Raw genomic sequence first — 17752 nt, forward strand, 5'->3', positions numbered from 1 at the left:
TGTCGGCAAGGCACCGGCACCCCGTCGGCAAGCGATTGGCAAGCGGGAGGCAAGTTGCTAGCACTACGCTCAAGATAGTTGTCACTTAGCACCCGGGTAGGTAGAGTGCTAATAGGTTGTTTGACCCACAGTTGTTCACCCGCGACGACGGCTGTGCTGGACATCCACAACCGGCACATAACAGCTTCGCGTGCTGGTCACATAGGTGATCGCGCGCATTGGACCTGATTTCACGAAAGGAATCATCGTGGCAAACATCAAACCGCTCGAAGACAAAGTTCTGGTGCAGATTAAAGAAGCAGAAACCACCACCGCATCCGGCCTGGTCATCCCAGACTCTGCTAAGGAAAAGCCGCAGGAAGCCACCGTCATCGCTGTTGGCCCAGGCCGCACCGACGACAAGGGTGAGCGCGTAAAACCAGACGTCAATGAAGGTGACACCGTCATCTTCTCCAAGTTCGGCGGCACTGAGCTGAAGTACGACGGCCAGGAATACCTGTTGCTTTCGGCTCGTGACCTGCTGGCAGTCATCGAAAAGTAAGGGGGAGTAAGCCACTATGGCAAAACTCATTGCTTTTGATCAACAGGCGCGGGAGCATCTGCAAGCGGGCGTCGACACGCTTGCAGATACCGTTAAGGTCACTCTCGGCCCTCGTGGTCGCAACGTCGTGCTGGATAAAGCATTTGGTGGCCCACTGGTCACCAATGACGGCGTGACTATCGCCCGGGATATTGATCTCTCAGAGCCTTTTGAGAACCTCGGCGCGCAGCTGGTGAAATCCGTTGCGGTGAAAACCAACGATGTTGCCGGTGACGGTACCACCACCGCTACGCTGTTGGCCCAGGCTCTGATTTTCGAGGGCCTGCGCAACGTTGCTTCCGGTGCCAACCCCGTGGAACTGAACCGCGGCATTGCTGCAGCTGCAGAAAAAACCGTGGAAGAGCTGAAGGCTCGTGCCACTCAGGTTAATTCCAGCGCAGAAATTGCCCAGGTCGCTACCGTTTCCTCTCGTGACAGTGAAGTCGGCGAGATGGTTGCTGGCGCGATGGACAAGGTCGGCAAAGACGGCGTGGTCACTGTGGAAGAATCGCAGTCCATGGATTCCTCTGTCGAGGTCACCGAAGGCGTAGCCTTCGATAAGGGATTCTTGTCGCCATATTTCGTGACGGACCAGGAAACTCAGCAGGCCGTCTTGGATGATCCATACGTGCTGCTGGTGCGCAACAAGATTTCTTCGTTGCCGGATTTCTTGCCGTTGCTGGAAAAGATCGCTGAGGCTGGCAAGCCGGTGCTGATCGTCGCCGAAGATGTCGAGGGCGAAGCCCTGCAGGCGCTGGTGGTCAACGCTATCCGCAAGACTCTCAAGGTCGCTGCCGTGAAGGCACCATATTTTGGTGATCGTCGGAAAGCGTTCATGGATGACTTGGCAGTGGTTACCGATGCCACCGTGGTTGACCCTGAAATTGGTGTCAATCTACATGAGGCAGGCCTGGAAGTGCTGGGCTCTGCTCGTCGTGTCACCGTCGAGAAGGACGAGACCGTGCTTGTCGACGGCGCCGGTTCCGATGCTGCCTTGGAGGAGCGCCGCGAGAAGATTCGCCGCGAGATCGAAGCCACCGACTCCACCTGGGATAAAGAAAAGGCGGAAGAACGCCTGGCTAAGCTTTCCGGTGGCGTCGCTGTAATCCGCATCGGTGCTGCTACTGAGACCGAGGTGAACGAGCGAAAGTTGCGCGTAGAAGACGCCATCAATGCCGCACGTGCGGCGGTGGAAGAAGGCGTGATCGCTGGTGGTGGTTCTGCGCTCGTGCAGATCGCTGAGTCGCTGAAGTCTTATGCTGAGCAGTTCGAAGGCGAAGCTCGCGTGGGTGTGGAATCGGTAGCCCGGGCGCTGACCAAGCCGGCTTTCTGGATCGCCCACAATGCTGGTGAAGACGGCGCCGTGGTCGTTTCCCGCGTTGCGGAAATGGCTAATGGCGAAGGCTTTAATGCCGCCAACCTGGAATATGGCAATCTGATTGAAAGCGGCATCATTGATCCCGTAAAGGTTGCGCATTCTGCTGTGGTTAACGCTTCTTCGGTTGCCCGTATGGTGCTGACCACGGAGGCGTCGGTTGTTGACAAACCTGCAGAGTCGGAGAACTCTGAGGCTGGCCACAGCCATCATCATCACTAAGCCGCTGCTTGCTAGCCGGTTGTGCACGATCTGTCGGCTGTGCTAGCAATCTTTCTAGCGGGAATTTTCCTGAACCGCCGGAAGCGCCAGGGTAATAACCTGGTTCTTTCGGCGGTTTTCCGGTTTTGCAGTTCCCTTATGACAGTGGAGGCAATGCCCAGACTATCGCTGGCGGAAGAAAATATTCTCTGTGGTGGGCCGGTAAAAATAGGGTCGAATAAATTATCGAAATTCGAGCAATTAATTTAACACGTGTTCGCACGCGGTTATATGATGGGACGAGAGTTTAGGTCGGCTTCGGCCGGAATGCCGCGCATGCACTTGTGTCGGCAAATTGGCCTGCAGTCAACGAAAGATTTGGGACGTGAGCGATTCTGATGAAGAACTCGCGCGGCTGGTTCCACTGGCAGTAGATGGGGATCGCCGTGCCATGCAGCAAGTCATGCGGATTATTCATCCGCAGGTGCTGCGCTATTGCCGCGCCCGTATCGGTGGCGGAAAAACTCCTACAGCCGAAGACGTGGCTCAAGAAGTCTGCCTGGCGGTAGCTAGTTCGGTGCAGAAGTTTGTGGACCGTGGCCGACCATTCATGGCGTTTGTTTACGGGATTGCTTTTAATAAAGTTGCCGATGCCCATCGCTTCATGGGCAAAGACCGGCTGCACCCTTCAGAGGAAATACCAGAAGAGCTGGATCTGATGCCCACCCCGGAGGATGCGGCTTTGGAATCTGATGGTTGTAACACAGTCCGCGGGATGCTCGATACTTTAAATGACAAAGCTCGTAATATTATCATCCTGCGCGTATTCGTGGGGCTGACGGCCGAGGAAACAGCACAAGCCTTGGGCAGCACTCCTGGCGCGGTACGGGTGGCGCAACATCGCGCGCTTGCGCAACTTCGCAAGCGTATGGAAAACGAGGATTCAAGGGAGTAAACGTGAACCAACGCGACTGGGAGAAAGACGATTTCTTCCTGGACCAGCTGGCGCAGGGCCAAGACCCTTCGCAGGGGAAGGACCCCCTAGCGGCAGCATTGTTGGGTTTGCGTACAGAAATCGAATCCGAGATGCCAGCTGCGCCAAAGCTTCCTGCAGATTGGGCAGTGGAACCCCACGCTGCGCAACCTCACGCCGCGCAGTCTCACGCTGCGCAACCCCAAGCTGATGCTCCTGATGAGTTGGCTGACGCCCGCCGTCGCCGAGCTGCTCGCGGAACCCACCGGGCCCCAAGGAGAGGTTTCGGTTTTGGCACTGGTGCCGTTGCTAGCCGACGTTTTGGGTGGACTAGTGCCTTGGTGGGCGCCGCGGCCGCCACAGCATTGTTTGCGGTTGGAAGTTTGAGCGTTTATCACGCGACCCCGAATTCTCCGCTGTGGGGAATGCACCAGGCGCTGTTTGATGATGAAAAAGCAGCTCGTATTGAGCTTGCCAGTACCTTGCAACAGCTGGAAGACAGCGCTAACCGGGGTGATGAGGAAGCCACCCGGAAACTGATCGCTGAGGCCCGCACTTTGCTGGAAAATCTGCGTGAGCGCAAAGAAGCCAAGCAGAGCAAAGGCGCGGGAGAGAATAAAGACCGCGGTGAGCAAGCGGACGCTGACGGTAAAGCGGCGAAAACCAAAACCACCGTTACCCGCGTGCGGCCGCAGCCGGAAGGTGAATCAGAACCGCAAACGGTCACAGAAACCAAGGAAGTTACCGTCACGAAGACTGTGGCTCCGGCACAGCAAAACCCACAGACAGTGCCGGGTGGTGGCGGTCCGGAGCCACAATCACGCCCGTCGGGTGAGCCGTCTATTGGTGAACAACCGCCTGCACAGCCACAGCAACCGTTGTCTCCAACGCAACCGGACGTCGAGTCGCGGGAAGACGGACAACGCGGCCAGGGCGGTCAGGGTGCAGGCGTATCCCCTGGAAATGACCACGCCGCCCCGGCTGGCCCGGAACACCAGGCGAGCACACGGGGCGGCGCGTCTTAAAATGAGTACTTGTTAATTCAAGTGCTTGCGGTTCAACCCATCAAAGAAACCAACTGCGTATTCCCAAGGGGTGTAGCGGTCGGTATTCGGTTGCGCGGAGGGCTCATGTACCGGCGCTAATTCACCAGAGAGGGTGGAGCGCATATTAGCGGCCATGATGTCCCAGTCGTAGTAGTGCTGTTCTTCGCAGTCCTCGCAGATGAAAAATATGCCATCGATGCCGAATTCCGGCAGGGTCTGTGCCATTTTGCGCACCATGCGTAGATCATGTTCTAGCATGAGGCGTTCTTCGTCAGAAAGCTCTGGCATGGGCTCGTCAGCGTCGAGGAACGACGCCGGATCGTTCGGATCATCTGCGAAGGGATCGCGGGGCATATTCGAATCAAAGTCCACATAGCACACACTATTGTCAAAACCATTCATATTCAATTCCCCTTTCCGTTCCCTCCCGGCTACCCCTTTTTCTTGGCCAGCCATTACGATATAAGGACATAGCTAGACAGCTAGCAGCGGATGACAGCGGTCTGACAAACGTGAAGCTGGAAAAGGAGAATCTTGGGAATGACTGATCAACGCGTACACACTGGTGGAGATGACCCAAACAAGGTTGCATTGTATGGCCTGACCTTTGACGACGTGTTGCTGCTCCCCGCAGAATCGAACGTTATTCCCTCTGAGGTTAATGTTTCTACGCGGTTTAGCCGCAATGTGAACTTGGGCCTGCCAATAGCGTCCGCGGCGATGGACACGGTTACCGAAGCCCGCATGGCCATTGCGATGGCGCGGCAGGGCGGTATTGGCGTGCTGCATCGCAACCTCTCCATTGATGAGCAAGCACAGCAGGTTGAGATTGTGAAACGCTCCGAATCCGGCATGGTTACTGATCCGGTGACTGCCCGCCCGGATATGACAATCACTGAGGTGGACGACCTCTGCGGGCGTTTCCGCATCTCCGGCCTGCCTGTGGTCGACGCCGACGGTCGCTTGGTCGGGATTTGCACGAACCGTGATATGCGCTTTGAAGCAGACCCGAACCGCCTGGTGCAGGATGTTATGACGCCGACTCCACTGGTGGTGGCGAAAGAGGGCGTCAGCAAACAAGAAGCATTGAGCTTGCTTAGCGAAAACAAGGTAGAAAAGCTGCCTATCGTTAATGAGGACAATAAGCTCGTTGGCCTGATCACGGTGAAAGACTTTGTGAAGACTGAGCAATTCCCGCACGCCTCCAAGGACAAGGAAGGTCGTCTGTTGGTCGCTGCCGGTATCGGCACGGGTGCAGAGTCTTTCCAGCGCGCCGAGGCTTTGGTGGAAGCTGGCGTCGACGTGCTTGTGGTTGACTCCGCGCACGCACACAACAACCGCGTGTTGCAGATGGTCTCGGACGTGAAAAAGGCCTTCCCGCAGGTCGACGTCGTTGGCGGTAACTTGGCAACGCGTGAGGCCGCGCAGGCCATGATCGATGCGGGAGCTGACGGCATCAAGGTGGGCATTGGCCCAGGTTCGATTTGCACCACCCGCGTGGTTGCTGGTGTGGGCGCTCCACAGATCACCGCCATTTTGGAAGCAGCCTCTGTTGCTGGCCCAGCTGGCATTCCCGTGATTGCCGACGGTGGCATGCAGTACTCCGGTGATATCGCCAAGGCCCTGGCTGCTGGCGCGGACTGCGTCATGCTGGGTTCCATGCTGGCCGGAACCAAGGAATCGCCTGGCGATATCGTTGTTGTGGGCGGTAAGCAGTACAAGCGCTACCGTGGCATGGGTTCGATGGGGGCGATGCAGGGGCGCGGCCTGACTGGCGAGAAGCGTTCCTACTCCAAGGACCGTTACTTCCAGTCCGACGTGCGCAGTGAGGACAAGCTGGTGCCAGAAGGAGTGGAAGGCAAAGTTCCGTACCGCGGTGAGATCGACGCGATCACCCACCAGATCATCGGTGGTCTCCGCGCTTCGATGGGCTACACCGGTTCTGCTTCCATTGCGGATCTGAAGACCAAGCGCTTCGTGCAAATTACCGCGGCAGGCTTGGCGGAATCGCACCCGCACCACTTGCAGCAAACCATGGAAGCTCCGAACTACCGCTAGAGCTACCTCGAGAAGCTCACGCATAACGTTGTCGTTATAGGAAGGTTTATTCAGTGCGCGAATATGCAGAGATAGGGATCGGCCGTGAGGCGCGCCGTACCTACGGGCTTGAGGATATTTCCATCATCCCGACCCGTCGTACCCGCTCCTCGAAGGACGTCGATACTACCTGGAGCATCGACGCTTATCACTTCGATATCCCGGTCTGCTCGCATGCTTCTGATGCGTTGGCTAGCCCGGAGTTCATCATTGAGATGGGCAAGCAAGGTGGTCTGGGCATCATCAATGCGGAAGGGCTGTGGGGGCGTGTCGACGACCTCGCTGGCGCCGTCGAGGCCGTAACCAAGGCGGAAAACCCTACTGAGCACCTGCAAAAGCTGCATGCGCTGCCACTCGATGTGGAGCTGCTGGCGCGCCGTATCGCTGAGGTCCGGGAATCTGGTGTGACCGTTGCAGTGCGTGTTTCGCCACAGCGTGCGCGGGAGTTGGCGCCGACGGTCATTAGCGCGGGTACGGAAATCCTGGTGATCCAGGGAACATTGATTTCTGCTGAGCATGTCTCTGCCAACGGCGAACCGCTGAACTTGAAGGAGTTCATTGGTTCGTTGGAAGTCCCCGTTATTGCTGGTGGCGCGGTGGATTACACGACTGCGCTGCATTTGATGCGCACGGGCGCGGCGGGCGTGATCGTCGGCGGCGGCGTGAATACCAACGATATTTCGTTGGGTATCAATGTCCCGAAAGCCACCGCGATCGCCGATATTGCTGCGGCGCGCCGGGATTATTTGGATGAGACCGGTGGCCGTTACGTGCATATTCTTGCCGACGGCATGCTGGCGAATGCTGGCGATATTGTTAAGGCAATCGCGTGCGGCGCCGACGCCGTCGTCCTCGGCCCGTTGTTGGCACAGGCTGAGGAAGCGCCTGCGGGTGGTTGGTTCTGGCCGTCGGTGGCTGGCCACCCAAGCTTCCCGCGCGGATATGTGGAAATCTATAGCGATATTGAACTAGGCGAGGGCGTTACTGGGGAAGATCAAGCTTTCGATCCCACGACGGTTGTTTCCAAAAATTCCCCGCTGGAAGTTGTGTTGCACGGCCCGTCGTCCGATCCATTTGGGCGGCAGAATTTGGTCGGTGGTTTGCGTCGTGCGATGGCAAAGTGTGGGTACACCGATTTGAAGGCTTTCCAAAAAGTCGACTTGGCTGTGCATTAGCGGCTCGTGGCTGTGCATTAGTCGCTATGGCGACGTCGTGGCACAACTTTTCTGCCAACGTCCTGTAGCTTTTTCAGCTTCGACCGGGGCGCGCCATCCGCGCCAGAACCCCCGGTTCCGACGGTTTGTACTACGGATGCTGCGATAACCACGCCGATGGCTACTAGTTTCAGCGTGCTGATGTTTTGCGCGAGCAGTAGCCACCCGAAGAATGCGGCGAAGACGGGTTCGAGGGAAATCAGAATAGAAAAGACATTGGGGGCCAGCCCGCGCAGCGCGATCAATTCCAAGGAATACGGCACCAGGGACCCCAAGATTCCGGTGCCGATGGCAAACCACAAGGTATCGGTGGAGGTCACCAGGTTCCATGCGCCGCCAGCGCCCATTGGTAGCATCGCGACGCCGCCAACGATGAATGCCACGGCCAGCCCGCCCTGGCCGGGCACCAGCGCACCGGCGTTTTTATTCGCCAGGATATAAATGGCCCAGAACAAGGCTGCCCCCAGCAAGAATGCGACGCCCAGTGGGTTGAGCGGGTTACCGTTGAAAGCATCCAGGCCCAGTAGTGCCATGCCGGTCATGGCGAGGATGACGCAGATGCCGTCGCGCAGAGACCGCGATAAAAATGCTGCCAGGAGCAGTGGGCCTAAGAACTCGATGGTCACGGCGGGTCCGAGGGGTACTAGGTCAATTCCGGCGTAGAAAAATCCGTTCATCAGCCCCAGCGATAGTCCAAGTCCGAGTACCCCGGCCCATTGTTGCCGGTTCCATTCGTGTACCCGCGGGCGCGTGATGGCCAGTAATACCACTGCCGCGACGAGTAGCCGCACCGCCGAGGTACCCCAGGTGCCGCCGTCGTCGAAAAGCTTCACTGCCAGCGCAGATCCCAGTTGCAGCGAGATGCACGAGCCGATGATACACAGCACAGAGATGGGGTTTGCCGAAGATGCCATGGCAGTGATTATTCCGTCTGCATGATTTTTGCGTCCAATAGTCCAACCCACTAGTACCCGCTAGTTTGCAGCGCGCATCATCTGGGTTGTGTATCGGTTGGGTTATGTGCCGTCTGGGTTGTGGCCGTGAGTTAAACTATGGGGCGTGACTGATGCAGCAACTCCACGTCCTGTCCTTGTCGTCGACTTCGGTGCGCAATACGCGCAGCTGATCGCGCGTCGTGTGCGCGAGGCGCAGATGTATTCCGAGGTCATCGCCCACGATGCGCCGATTGCGCAGTTCCGGGAGAAAAACCCGGCTGCGCTGGTGCTCACCGGTGGCCCGAGCTCCGTGTATGCCGATGGTGCACCGTCGTTGCAGCCAGAATTGCTGGAGCTCGGGGTGCCGGTTTTCGGTATTTGCTACGGCTTCCAGGCGATGACGCACGCGTTGGGCGGCACTGTCGCCCAGACCGGTAAGCGCGAGTATGGCCGTACGGATTTGACGCTTGCCGACGGCTGCGGTGTGCTGCACGAGGGCCTGGCAGAGACCCACAAGGTGTGGATGTCGCATGGCGATTCTGTCTCAAAGGCTCCGGAAGGCTTCGACGTTACTGCTACTTCTGAGGGTGCGCCGGTGGCGGCGTTCGAGTGCTTGGAAAAGAAGATGGCCGGTGTGCAGTACCACCCTGAGGTGTTGCACAGCCCGCATGGTCAGCAAGTGCTGGAGCGTTTTTTGACGCAGGTTGCGGGCTTGCAGCCGACGTGGACCCCGGGTGCTATTGCGGAGTCTTTGGTGGCTGATGTTCGCGCCCAGATCGGCGAAGGCCGCGCTATTTGCGGTCTGTCCGGTGGCGTGGATTCCGCGGTGGCTGCGGCACTGGTGCAGCGCGCGATTGGTGACCGTCTGACTTGTGTGTTCGTTGATCATGGTTTGTTGCGTTCCGGTGAGCGTGAGCAGGTGGAGCAGGACTTCGTTGCCGCTACCGGTGCGCGCCTGGTGACCGTCGACGAACGCGAGGCTTTCTTGCGCAAGCTGGCCGGTGTGACTGAGCCGGAGGCCAAACGCAAGGCGATTGGTGCGGAATTCATCCGTTCCTTCGAGCGCGCGGTGGCAGGCGTGCTGGATGATGCTCCAGAGGGCGCTTCCGTGGACTACTTAGTGCAGGGCACGTTGTATCCGGATGTTGTGGAATCCGGCGGGGGATCGGGTACTGCGAATATTAAATCGCACCACAACGTCGGTGGTTTGCCAGATGACGTGGAATTCGAGCTGGTGGAGCCGCTGCGTTTGCTGTTTAAGGACGAGGTTCGCGCTGTGGGCCGCGAGTTGGGCTTGCCGGATGAGATTGTTTCGCGCCAGCCGTTCCCGGGCCCTGGTTTGGGCATCCGCATCATTGGCGAGGTCACCGCGGATCGTTTGGAAACCTTGCGTGCTGCCGATCTGATTGCCCGTGAGGAGTTGACTGCCGCCGGTATGGATGCCGAGATCTGGCAGTGTCCGGTGGTCTTGCTTGCCGACGTGCGCTCTGTCGGTGTGCAGGGCGATGGCCGTACCTACGGTCACCCGATTGTGCTGCGCCCGGTGTCGTCGGAGGATGCGATGACTGCCGACTGGACTCGCGTGCCGTATGAGGTGTTGGAGACGATCTCGACGCGCATTACCAACGAGGTTGCGGAGGTTAACCGAGTGGTCGTCGACGTGACCTCGAAGCCACCGGGAACCATCGAGTGGGAATAAGGAGTAGTTGAAAATGCTGGGCCTGAAGCTAGTTTAGATCTCAGCTTTCTTCAGGCATTTGGCGTTAGCGCTTTCGAGTCTCAGCTCCGGAGATGAACACGATCAGTGCTAGTGTCGCTATTGCCATCGTCGCTAATGTCGAAGCTATTTCGGTAATAGTCAATATGATAGCAATTAACGCTAGCACTATGGATGCAATGTTATGAATCCGCATTTTTTTTAAAAGCAATTCTCACGAATTCCCGAAATTTCGGCATGAGCCTGGCTTTGAATAGTACCAAAAGATACTGCCGCCACTAGATTTCTCATTTTTCCTCCCAGTCAGTGGGCTTGACAACGCTGTGCTTATGCAGAAACCCCTCTTGGGTAAGATTATTTTATTAAACTTTGCCTAATCTTTTCAATAATTAAACTTTAGGTAAGGATAGGGTGTATGGAAAATAATCTGATTTTCTGGGTCTACACATTGGAAATGTGAGATTCTTGATAGCCCCAGGGTTACTTAATGTCTTATTTTGACTGATCGCTAAGATGCAGCACTCGTTGTCATGTAGATCCATCAGGCTAAGATAGCTTGTCCATTTATCTAGGTGTGATACCCCCAAGTGTTCGAACATGATTGCGCGTTTAGAAAACCTGTGCCATACTGTCGCTATGGCTCAAACAGGTATTCGTGCGCAAGGTGGGCGGTTGCAGGATGGTTCTGTGGCTGTTCCTGCCGACGTGCGTGCGGAGCGTGTGGCGTCATTACGGAATAGAATTGCTGGTTTAGAGTCCGCAGCAAACTTAACTCCTGTTCAACAAAAACCGCGTCTGCTCAGTAATGATTCCGTTTCTGATGGAAATGAATCTTCTGCAGATCTATATCGTGTGGTGGAATTGTCTGGTCAGCTCGCTGGTGTTATTTCCACCGGTGGGTTGCCGAAAAACTCTGTATCTCATTGTAGTGATTGCCCTGCACTCGTCTCTGAACTTATCGCACAAATTAGCGCACAGGGAAAAACAATCGCTATTGTGAACTGGTCAGAACTTTCCCTGGCACAGGTCGCGGAAAGCGGGGATCTCTCCAAAATCATCACGGTTCCCAACCCGGGTAGGGAGTGGATCACGGTGCTCGGCGTGCTGGCAGAAGGTGTAGATGTGCTGATTTACCGCAGCCCGCGCACCCAGACTTTGAGTCCTACGCAAGCACGCCCGTTGCTGGCGAAAGTCCGCAAGGGTGGGGCGGCTGTGCTCACTGTTGGTGTACAAGTACCCTCACCGGCACTGACAATTAATGCTCAGGTCACTGGTTTTTCTGGCATCGGTTGCGGTACTGGGCGCATCCGAAATACAGAAATTGCGGTCAGCTCCTACAGCAAAACCCACAGGAATGGGCCTGTCATGCTCACGTGTGGTGCGCGCTCCAGCGCCGTACCTAGCAGCGCCGAACCACTACAGGCGGTGCAGTAAATGACTGCCGCGGTTCCGTCTCGCATTCAGCCTGCAGTAGAGAGACAACAGCATGCCCGCAGGGGAGACAACCGCATCGCCGTGCTGTGGTTTCCGGACTGGCCCGTCCAGGCAGCGCTTTTGGAAGAAACTCGCCACGGTATCAGCCCAGAAAGCCCGGCTATTGCACTGGCTAGTAATCACCGCATCACAGCGTGCTGCGATAAAGCCCGCGGTCATGGGGTGCGCCGGGGCATGAAATTGCGGGCAGCTCAAGCGCTCTGTCCATCTATGGTGGTGCGTGATACTGACCCGCAACGCGACGGGCGCTTGTTTAGCACCATTGTCGAGGAACTGGAGAATGTCTCTGCATCCCTTGAGGTGCTACGCCCGGGGATGGTTGCACTGAATCTGACTGCCGCCACGCGTTTCTACGGCAGTGAGCAAGCTGCCTTGGAACATTTCATTGATGCTGCTGCACACGAGGGAATCGATGCCACCGCTGGGGCTGCCGACGAGTTACCCACTGCCATTATTGCTGCCCGGCACCGTGTGCTTGGAGCCGTCGTTCAACCCGGTGATTCTGTTGCATTCTTATACCAGCAACCGTTGTCCGTCCTGCTCGCAGAACCTGCATTGGGCTGTCAAAAAGACACTGTAGAAACCCTTGCTGGACTCGGCATTTCTACCCTGGGTGAGCTCACCGAACTGCCAACCACTGCCATTAGTACTCGTTTTGGCAGCGCAGGGTTGCACTGCCATCGCATCGCTAGCGCACAACAACAACGCAAAGTTGCTCCTGGTGCAGTGGAACTGGATTTGTCAGCTTCTATCACACCGGAAGCACCCATCACACGCGTCGACGAAGCAGCCTTCATCGCGCGCATGCTCGCCGACCAGGTGCACCAACAGCTGGCCACGCAGGGGCTGAATTGCGTGCGCATCAAGATTGCTGCAGAAACCGACGACGGTACGACGATCTCGAAGATTTGGCGCACCACCACTGCGCTGACAGAGCATGCCACTGCCGAACGCGTACGTTGGCAGCTTGATGGGTGGCTCTCCAGTGGCGGCGCCGGAGCAATCGTGGAATTGTCTTTGACTCCACTAGAAACTCAAATACCAACAAACACCGGATCTATCATCGAAGCCGATACCGCTGTGGCAGAAGAAACCACCGTGACCGTGGTTTCTCGTTTGCAGTCAATGCTCGGTTTTGATGCCGTACAACAACCGCATGCTGTTGGCGGCAGGGGAGTTGCCGAGCGGGTGCGCTTTTTGCCCTATGGGCAGGCTGCAGAAAATATTCGGGAACCTGGCCGGCACAGTGCAGAATGGATCGGTGCCATCCCCTCCCCATTACCAACGCGACTGGGCGGCGGGCTGGACCACCCCGTCAGCCGAGTGCGCTTGGTGGATAAACACGGAAACCCGGTTTTTGTCACCGCAGAGGCACTATTGAGTGCCGATCCCGCCGGCATGTCCTGGGGAAAAAAGAAATTCCAGGTGCTTGGTTGGTCGGTGCCATGGCCCGTGGATACCGGATGGTGGGAAAGCGAGATTTTTGATGAAAGCCAGCGGCTAGCGCGGATGCAGCTCGTCGGCAAGAACACCGGTGATCAGCATCCAAAAGCGTGGCTCTTAGTGTGGCAACACCGTGCTTGGCGTATCGAAGCCATGTACTAATGCAAAATATCAATGACCAGCCGCGTCGGTCCCCGTAAAACCTGTACCGAAAATGGCTGTTTCATATCCAACCCCAGGAAATACTGGGCACGGCCGTCATGCATACCACCAGGGATGAACTCCTTGACGACGCCGAGCTGCTTGCCCAGATCAGACTCTAATTTGGCTACCTCCGCATAATCTGGGCTGGGAAGATCCTTTGCAACCTCATCCGAGCGCACCACGCCGTCGATATTGATGTTCAAGGCCACCAAATGCTCCATATCCACAGTGCGGCCGGAGCCTTGGTAGAAGGGCTGTTCGGTATAAGAGACGTACCAGCCCGGCATGCCGTTGCCCGCCATTTCAAAAACCACACGATCGAAATCATCATGCCCAGCAATGCGGATATCCGTGACAGCCAATTGGGCCGGTGCCTCCAAACGCTCCGTTTTTGGCGCGCCATTAGTATCGCCAAGAGCCGTCAAACCAGCCGGTGCCGAATGCTCAGGCTGTGGCGAGGCTGGAGTTCGTGGGGTAAGCGCACCGTCGGAACTTGAGCTTCCTTTCTGCGCTTTACCAGAAGCATCCGTGTGTGCGGGATGTGAATTCACAGAATCGTTATCAGGCCGGTGCCCCCCGAACCCCATCCCGGCAACATTCGTCCCGGAATCCGTGCACGCGCCCAACAGCATACAGCTTGCTACCGCAGTAGCTAAGCCTGGCACGTATCGCTTCCGGGAAACCATATTCATTACCGTAGTCGCCCACAATACTGGGGGCCAAGACAATCAGCGTACAAGAGCAAAGCGATAGAAAGACTCAACCAAATCGTTGCCTAATTGTGTTCTAGGCTGGGGGTATGACTGAACCTGAATCCCGGAACCACAATCCACGATGTTCTGATGTGCAAATAGAACCATTGCCCGGTACCGCTAAACGCGACCGGATGTATGTGGTTTTTGAATGGCCCGCCGGTTGGAGTCATGACGTACTTGATGGTGATACCTTCGGCGCGGAGCTCTCCAAGAAAATCAAAGAGCACTTGGGTTCTGGGGTCGGTTTTCAGCTCATCCGCAAACCTGGTCGCGCCGGGCACCAGATGCCCCGACAGCACCGGGTGTACTTGGTGTATCCGGAACAGGCATATACGGAGCTGCTTTATATCAGTGGGCCGGAAGATCTTCTGCACCTGGATCTGACAGGGCCGGGGAACAATAAACAATTTGCTGCCCGCCCCAGCAGTGAACCACTGCTCCTGGTATGCACGCACGCTAAACGCGACGTTTGCTGCGCGGTGAAAGGGCGTCCGCTGGCTGCATACTTGGAAACGAAATCGTCTGCCGGTGATGTGGTTTGGGAAACCTCACACACTAAAGGCCACCGGTTTGCACCGGCGATGCTGTTGCTGCCGTGGGGCTATAGCTTTGGACGGCTGAATGAGCAGGCTGGTGGTGAACTTTTACAGGCGGCACTGAAAGGCAAGTATTTTCATCCCGCCAACCGTGGGCGGGGAATTTACGATGAGCCGAGCCAGGCAGCGGAAGTAGCGGTGGCCGGTGAATTGTTAGCCGCCGGTGAGTATTTGTCCTACCAGGACTTGGTTTATGCTCGGCAGGTTGCAGAACGTGCCACCGGTGCCCCCGGCGAATCCAGCGGGACCGGTGGCCCCGGTGCAGACTCGCGCGTGGTGGAAGTTGCACACCGCGACGGCCGTACCTGGCGGGTTGCGTTGGAACAGCAGCTTTTCGACGGTGTCGTGGCTTCCTGCGGGAAAAACCCTGCGACGAAGCCGGGCTGGGTGGTCACTGATTTAGCGGCGTCCTGATATTTTCGCGCCGGCTATTTCACTTCTTTCCCGAATGTGGTTGCGATTTTCCGTGCGGTTTCTTTGGCGAAGGGGCCGACTCCGGTGATCGTTGCTGACCCGGGGCCAGTCCAGTCACCGTAACCGACTAAGTGTAGATCGGTATATTTTGGTGTCGTGCCATTGAGCAGATGGCGAATCGGTTTTAGTGCTGGGCGGAAACCTGTGCACCAAATAAGGTGATCGGTGCTTACCTCATCGAGTGAGTCGAACATGGGGGTTGCCTGCAACCGCCCGGAATCACGAGCCTCGCGCACTTTCGGCAGTGCGACGATGTCGCCCAGGTTGCTATCAGCCCCAGGGTCTTTGTCACCGCGTTGCATGGCTAGGGCTCGTTTTCTGTTGCGGCGAAATAACACGCGGCCATCGACATCATCAGGCATCCACCGTGGTTCATGCCGGGTGTACCAGGTGACATCGGCATAGTCGGTGAGTTCGGCGGCTATTTGTGCCGCAGAGTTTCCGGCACCTACTACAGCTACAGAAGAATCGCGGAAGGGTTCCGGACCGGGATAATTCGCGGAATGCCACTGGGTGCCGTCAAACGTGCCTGGGTAATGCGGAACAAAAGGGCTAGACCAGGTTCCAGTGGCAGCGACGATGTGTGTTGCGGTCCAGGACTGCCCGCCAGCAAAAACCTGGTAGCCGTCGTCTTTTCGTTCTACCTGGTCAACGTGTACAGGGCGCTCGACGGGGACCCGGTAGCGCTGCTCATATTCGTCCAAATAAGCAACGACGTGCTCAGCCGGAGGGAAGCCATCGTATTCTGGCATGGGTTTGCCCGGAAGATTAGAAAAACTCGCGGTGGAAAACAACGTCATGGACGGCCATACGTGACGCCATGCCCCACCAGGGGCGTCTTGATCATCCAGAACGAGCGTATCAACCCCAGCGCGCAGTAGATAGTATGCGGTAGCTAGGCCGGCTTGGCCCCCTCCAATAATGATGGCTTCGTGGTGGTCAATGTTGGGGTTGCGTTCGTGAGCGCGTGTGCCGGTCGTATTCATAGATTTTGTCCCTTGCGATGTCTTGCCTTCCATCGTGTCGCCGTTGCTGTTTGCTTAGTTCTATCCGATCTGCAGGACGGTACGTAGTTCTGCGAAAAGCTGTGGACGCACGCGGTGGGTGACCGTACGGCCGATTCGTACCTTGGTCAATAAGCCGACCTCGGTTAAGCGTGCTAAATGATGGGATACGGTAGGTTGGCTCAACCCTGATAATTCTGTTAACTCTGCGACGCTAACTGGTTCGCATCCCTCCGCAGCTAGCCGCGAGAGTAATCGTAGGCGGGTGGGATCGGACAGCGCTGTGAACAGAATGGAATAGCGTTCAGCTTCACTTTTGGTCAAAAGGCCAGATCCCAGGGAACAACAGGAGGTGAGATCAGTCAGCGGGAGAGTCTCTGGGGAGGTCATAACAACTATTTTATATTGACGGCTATCGATATAAAATATTGATAGCTATCGATATAAGTTTAGGATTCTGGCTTGATGCTCAGAATTGTTTTTAAGGAGTTTTATGACCGTTGCCCAACGTCCGCGTATGTCCTGGTTGAATCGATTTTTACCGGTATGGATCCTCGTCGCGATGGGTGTTGGACTACTCCTGGGGCGCACGATGCCGGGAATCGGAGAAACGCTGGCGCGGCTAGAAGTAGGTGGTATTTCTTTGCCTATTACACTCGGTTTGCTGGTGATGATGTACCCGCCTCTAGCGAAAGTTCGTTACGATAAAACCCGCAAGATCGTTGCAGATAAGCGGTTGATGACAGTATCAATCGTGCTTAATTGGCTGGTGGGGCCAGCCTTCATGTTTGCATTGGCGTGGTTTTTCTTACCTGATCAGCCGGAACTTCGTACTGGATTAATCATCGTTGGCTTGGCCAGGTGCATTGCAATGGTGCTGGTGTGGTCAGATCTATCCTGTGGTGACCGGGAAGCTACAGCTGTTTTGGTGGCTATTAACTCTGTATTTCAGGTACTTATGTTCGGGCTGCTTGGCTGGTTTTATCTGCAAGTATTACCCCAATGGTTGGGGCTGGGTGCCAGCGAAGTGGAGTTTTCCTTCTGGACCATCGTGAGTTCTGTGTTGGTGTTCCTCGGAGTGCCTCTGGTTGCTGGTGCTTTGTCCCGGGGTGTGGGAGAAAATATCAAAGGGCGGCAGTGGTATGAAACGAAATTTTTGCCAGCTATTTCACCATTGGCGCTGCTTGGGCTGTTGTACACCATCGTTTTATTGTTTTCCCTGCAGGGTGAACACATTGCAGCGCAACCGACGGCAGTAGTTCGTGTAGCCGTCCCATTGCTGCTTTATTTTGTTGGGATGTTTGCTGTGTCGTTGGTTGTTTCAAAACTGGTGGGGATGAATTATGCGCAGTCTTCGTCGGTGTCGTTTACAGCTGCCGGAAATAATTTCGAATTGGCTATTGCCGTATCCATCGGTACTTTCGGAGCGCATTCCGCACAAGCGTTAGCTGGAACAATAGGTCCGATGGTCGAGATTCCTGTGCTTGTCGGGTTGGTTTACGTCATGTTGTGGGTTGGGCCAAGGCTTTTCCCTGGTGACGCAACCTTGCCGGGTATGACCACGCCGACTACCGGACAGTAACCTGACTGCAGTTGTGTTTAATGACGTGCTGTTCGTATGGAAAAAGCCCGGCGATTAAGCCG

At 56.3% G+C, this 17752-nt stretch carries 16 protein-coding genes; 11 read left to right on the plus strand and 5 right to left on the minus strand.

Annotated features, from left to right (window positions below):
• Nucleotides 1-241: 241 nt before the first annotated feature.
• The 4 genes from groES (at nt 242) to O146_RS0102185 (ending at nt 4154) form a co-directional block, all read left to right on the plus strand.
• Nucleotides 242-541 carry a co-chaperone GroES gene (gene groES / locus O146_RS0102170; RefSeq protein WP_126844147.1) on the plus strand — a complete coding sequence of 100 codons (300 nt, stop codon included), beginning with the start codon at nt 242-244 and terminating at the stop codon, nt 539-541.
• 16 nt (nt 542-557) lie between these two features.
• Nucleotides 558-2177, plus strand: coding sequence for a chaperonin GroEL (groL, locus tag O146_RS0102175; protein WP_027017538.1), 1620 nt, complete (start codon nt 558-560; stop codon nt 2175-2177).
• 364 nt (nt 2178-2541) lie between these two features.
• Complete coding sequence (locus O146_RS0102180; RefSeq protein WP_021351937.1) at nt 2542-3111, plus strand: sigma-70 family RNA polymerase sigma factor; 570 nt, start codon at nt 2542-2544, stop codon at nt 3109-3111.
• Nucleotides 3112-3113: 2 nt separating this feature from the next.
• Nucleotides 3114-4154, plus strand: a complete 1041-nt coding sequence (locus tag O146_RS0102185; RefSeq protein WP_027017539.1) for a hypothetical protein — start codon at nt 3114-3116, stop codon at nt 4152-4154.
• A 12-nt stretch (nt 4155-4166) separates the two neighbouring features.
• Here O146_RS0102185 and O146_RS0102190 read toward each other — a convergent pair whose 3' ends face one another.
• Nucleotides 4167-4547, minus strand: coding sequence for a DUF5319 domain-containing protein (locus O146_RS0102190; protein WP_027017540.1), 381 nt, complete (start codon nt 4545-4547; stop codon nt 4167-4169).
• A gap of 168 nt (nt 4548-4715) precedes the next feature.
• Here O146_RS0102190 and guaB point away from each other — a divergent pair, with 168 nt between their 5' ends.
• Nucleotides 4716-6233 carry an IMP dehydrogenase gene (guaB, locus tag O146_RS0102195; protein ID WP_023018999.1) on the plus strand — a complete coding sequence of 506 codons (1518 nt, stop codon included), beginning with the start codon at nt 4716-4718 and terminating at the stop codon, nt 6231-6233.
• Between the two features lie 53 nt (nt 6234-6286).
• A complete protein-coding gene (locus O146_RS0102200) occupies nt 6287-7447 on the plus strand; it encodes a GuaB3 family IMP dehydrogenase-related protein (protein WP_021351933.1) in 1161 nt (386 codons plus the stop codon).
• 17 nt (nt 7448-7464) lie between these two features.
• Here the strand turns inward: O146_RS0102200 and O146_RS0102205 are convergent, their stop codons facing one another.
• On the minus strand, nt 7465-8400 hold the full coding sequence (locus tag O146_RS0102205) for an EamA family transporter (protein ID WP_027017541.1): 936 nt from the start codon (nt 8398-8400) through the stop codon (nt 7465-7467).
• 145 nt (nt 8401-8545) lie between these two features.
• Here O146_RS0102205 and guaA point away from each other — a divergent pair, with 145 nt between their 5' ends.
• The 3 genes from guaA (at nt 8546) to O146_RS0102220 (ending at nt 13237) form a co-directional block, all read left to right on the plus strand.
• Nucleotides 8546-10120, plus strand: a complete 1575-nt coding sequence (guaA, locus tag O146_RS0102210; protein WP_021351931.1) for a glutamine-hydrolyzing GMP synthase — start codon at nt 8546-8548, stop codon at nt 10118-10120.
• A 654-nt stretch (nt 10121-10774) separates the two neighbouring features.
• Complete coding sequence (locus tag O146_RS10800; protein WP_051619203.1) at nt 10775-11572, plus strand: hypothetical protein; 798 nt, start codon at nt 10775-10777, stop codon at nt 11570-11572.
• Nucleotides 11573-13237 carry a Y-family DNA polymerase gene (locus O146_RS0102220; RefSeq protein ID WP_081820534.1) on the plus strand — a complete coding sequence of 555 codons (1665 nt, stop codon included), beginning with the start codon at nt 11573-11575 and terminating at the stop codon, nt 13235-13237.
• On the opposite strand, the gene O146_RS10805 is transcribed toward O146_RS0102220, so the two are convergent.
• A complete protein-coding gene (locus tag O146_RS10805; protein ID WP_155896216.1) occupies nt 13234-13830 on the minus strand; it encodes an AMIN-like domain-containing (lipo)protein in 597 nt (198 codons plus the stop codon). The two genes, O146_RS0102220 and O146_RS10805, sit on opposite strands and share 4 nt — an antisense overlap.
• Before the next feature lie 248 nt (nt 13831-14078).
• On the opposite strand from O146_RS10805, the gene O146_RS0102230 reads away from it, so the two are divergent.
• Nucleotides 14079-15044 (plus strand): sucrase ferredoxin, encoded by a 966-nt coding sequence (locus tag O146_RS0102230; RefSeq protein WP_021351927.1) that lies wholly within the window; start codon nt 14079-14081, stop codon nt 15042-15044.
• A 14-nt stretch (nt 15045-15058) separates the two neighbouring features.
• Here the strand turns inward: O146_RS0102230 and O146_RS0102235 are convergent, their stop codons facing one another.
• Both O146_RS0102235 and O146_RS12345 read right to left on the minus strand, forming a co-directional pair.
• Nucleotides 15059-16090, minus strand: a complete 1032-nt coding sequence (locus O146_RS0102235) for an ArsO family NAD(P)H-dependent flavin-containing monooxygenase (RefSeq protein WP_021351926.1) — start codon at nt 16088-16090, stop codon at nt 15059-15061.
• A gap of 60 nt (nt 16091-16150) precedes the next feature.
• Nucleotides 16151-16498, minus strand: coding sequence for an ArsR/SmtB family transcription factor (locus tag O146_RS12345; protein ID WP_081703730.1), 348 nt, complete (start codon nt 16496-16498; stop codon nt 16151-16153).
• Nucleotides 16499-16601: 103 nt separating this feature from the next.
• On the opposite strand from O146_RS12345, the gene arsB reads away from it, so the two are divergent.
• Nucleotides 16602-17690 carry an ACR3 family arsenite efflux transporter gene (gene arsB, locus O146_RS0102240; RefSeq protein ID WP_021351925.1) on the plus strand — a complete coding sequence of 363 codons (1089 nt, stop codon included), beginning with the start codon at nt 16602-16604 and terminating at the stop codon, nt 17688-17690.
• Nucleotides 17691-17752: the final 62 nt, after the last annotated feature.

Origin of the sequence: Corynebacterium pseudodiphtheriticum DSM 44287 (genome assembly GCF_000688415.1) — a bacterium.
GTDB lineage: Bacteria > Actinomycetota > Actinomycetes > Mycobacteriales > Mycobacteriaceae > Corynebacterium > Corynebacterium pseudodiphtheriticum.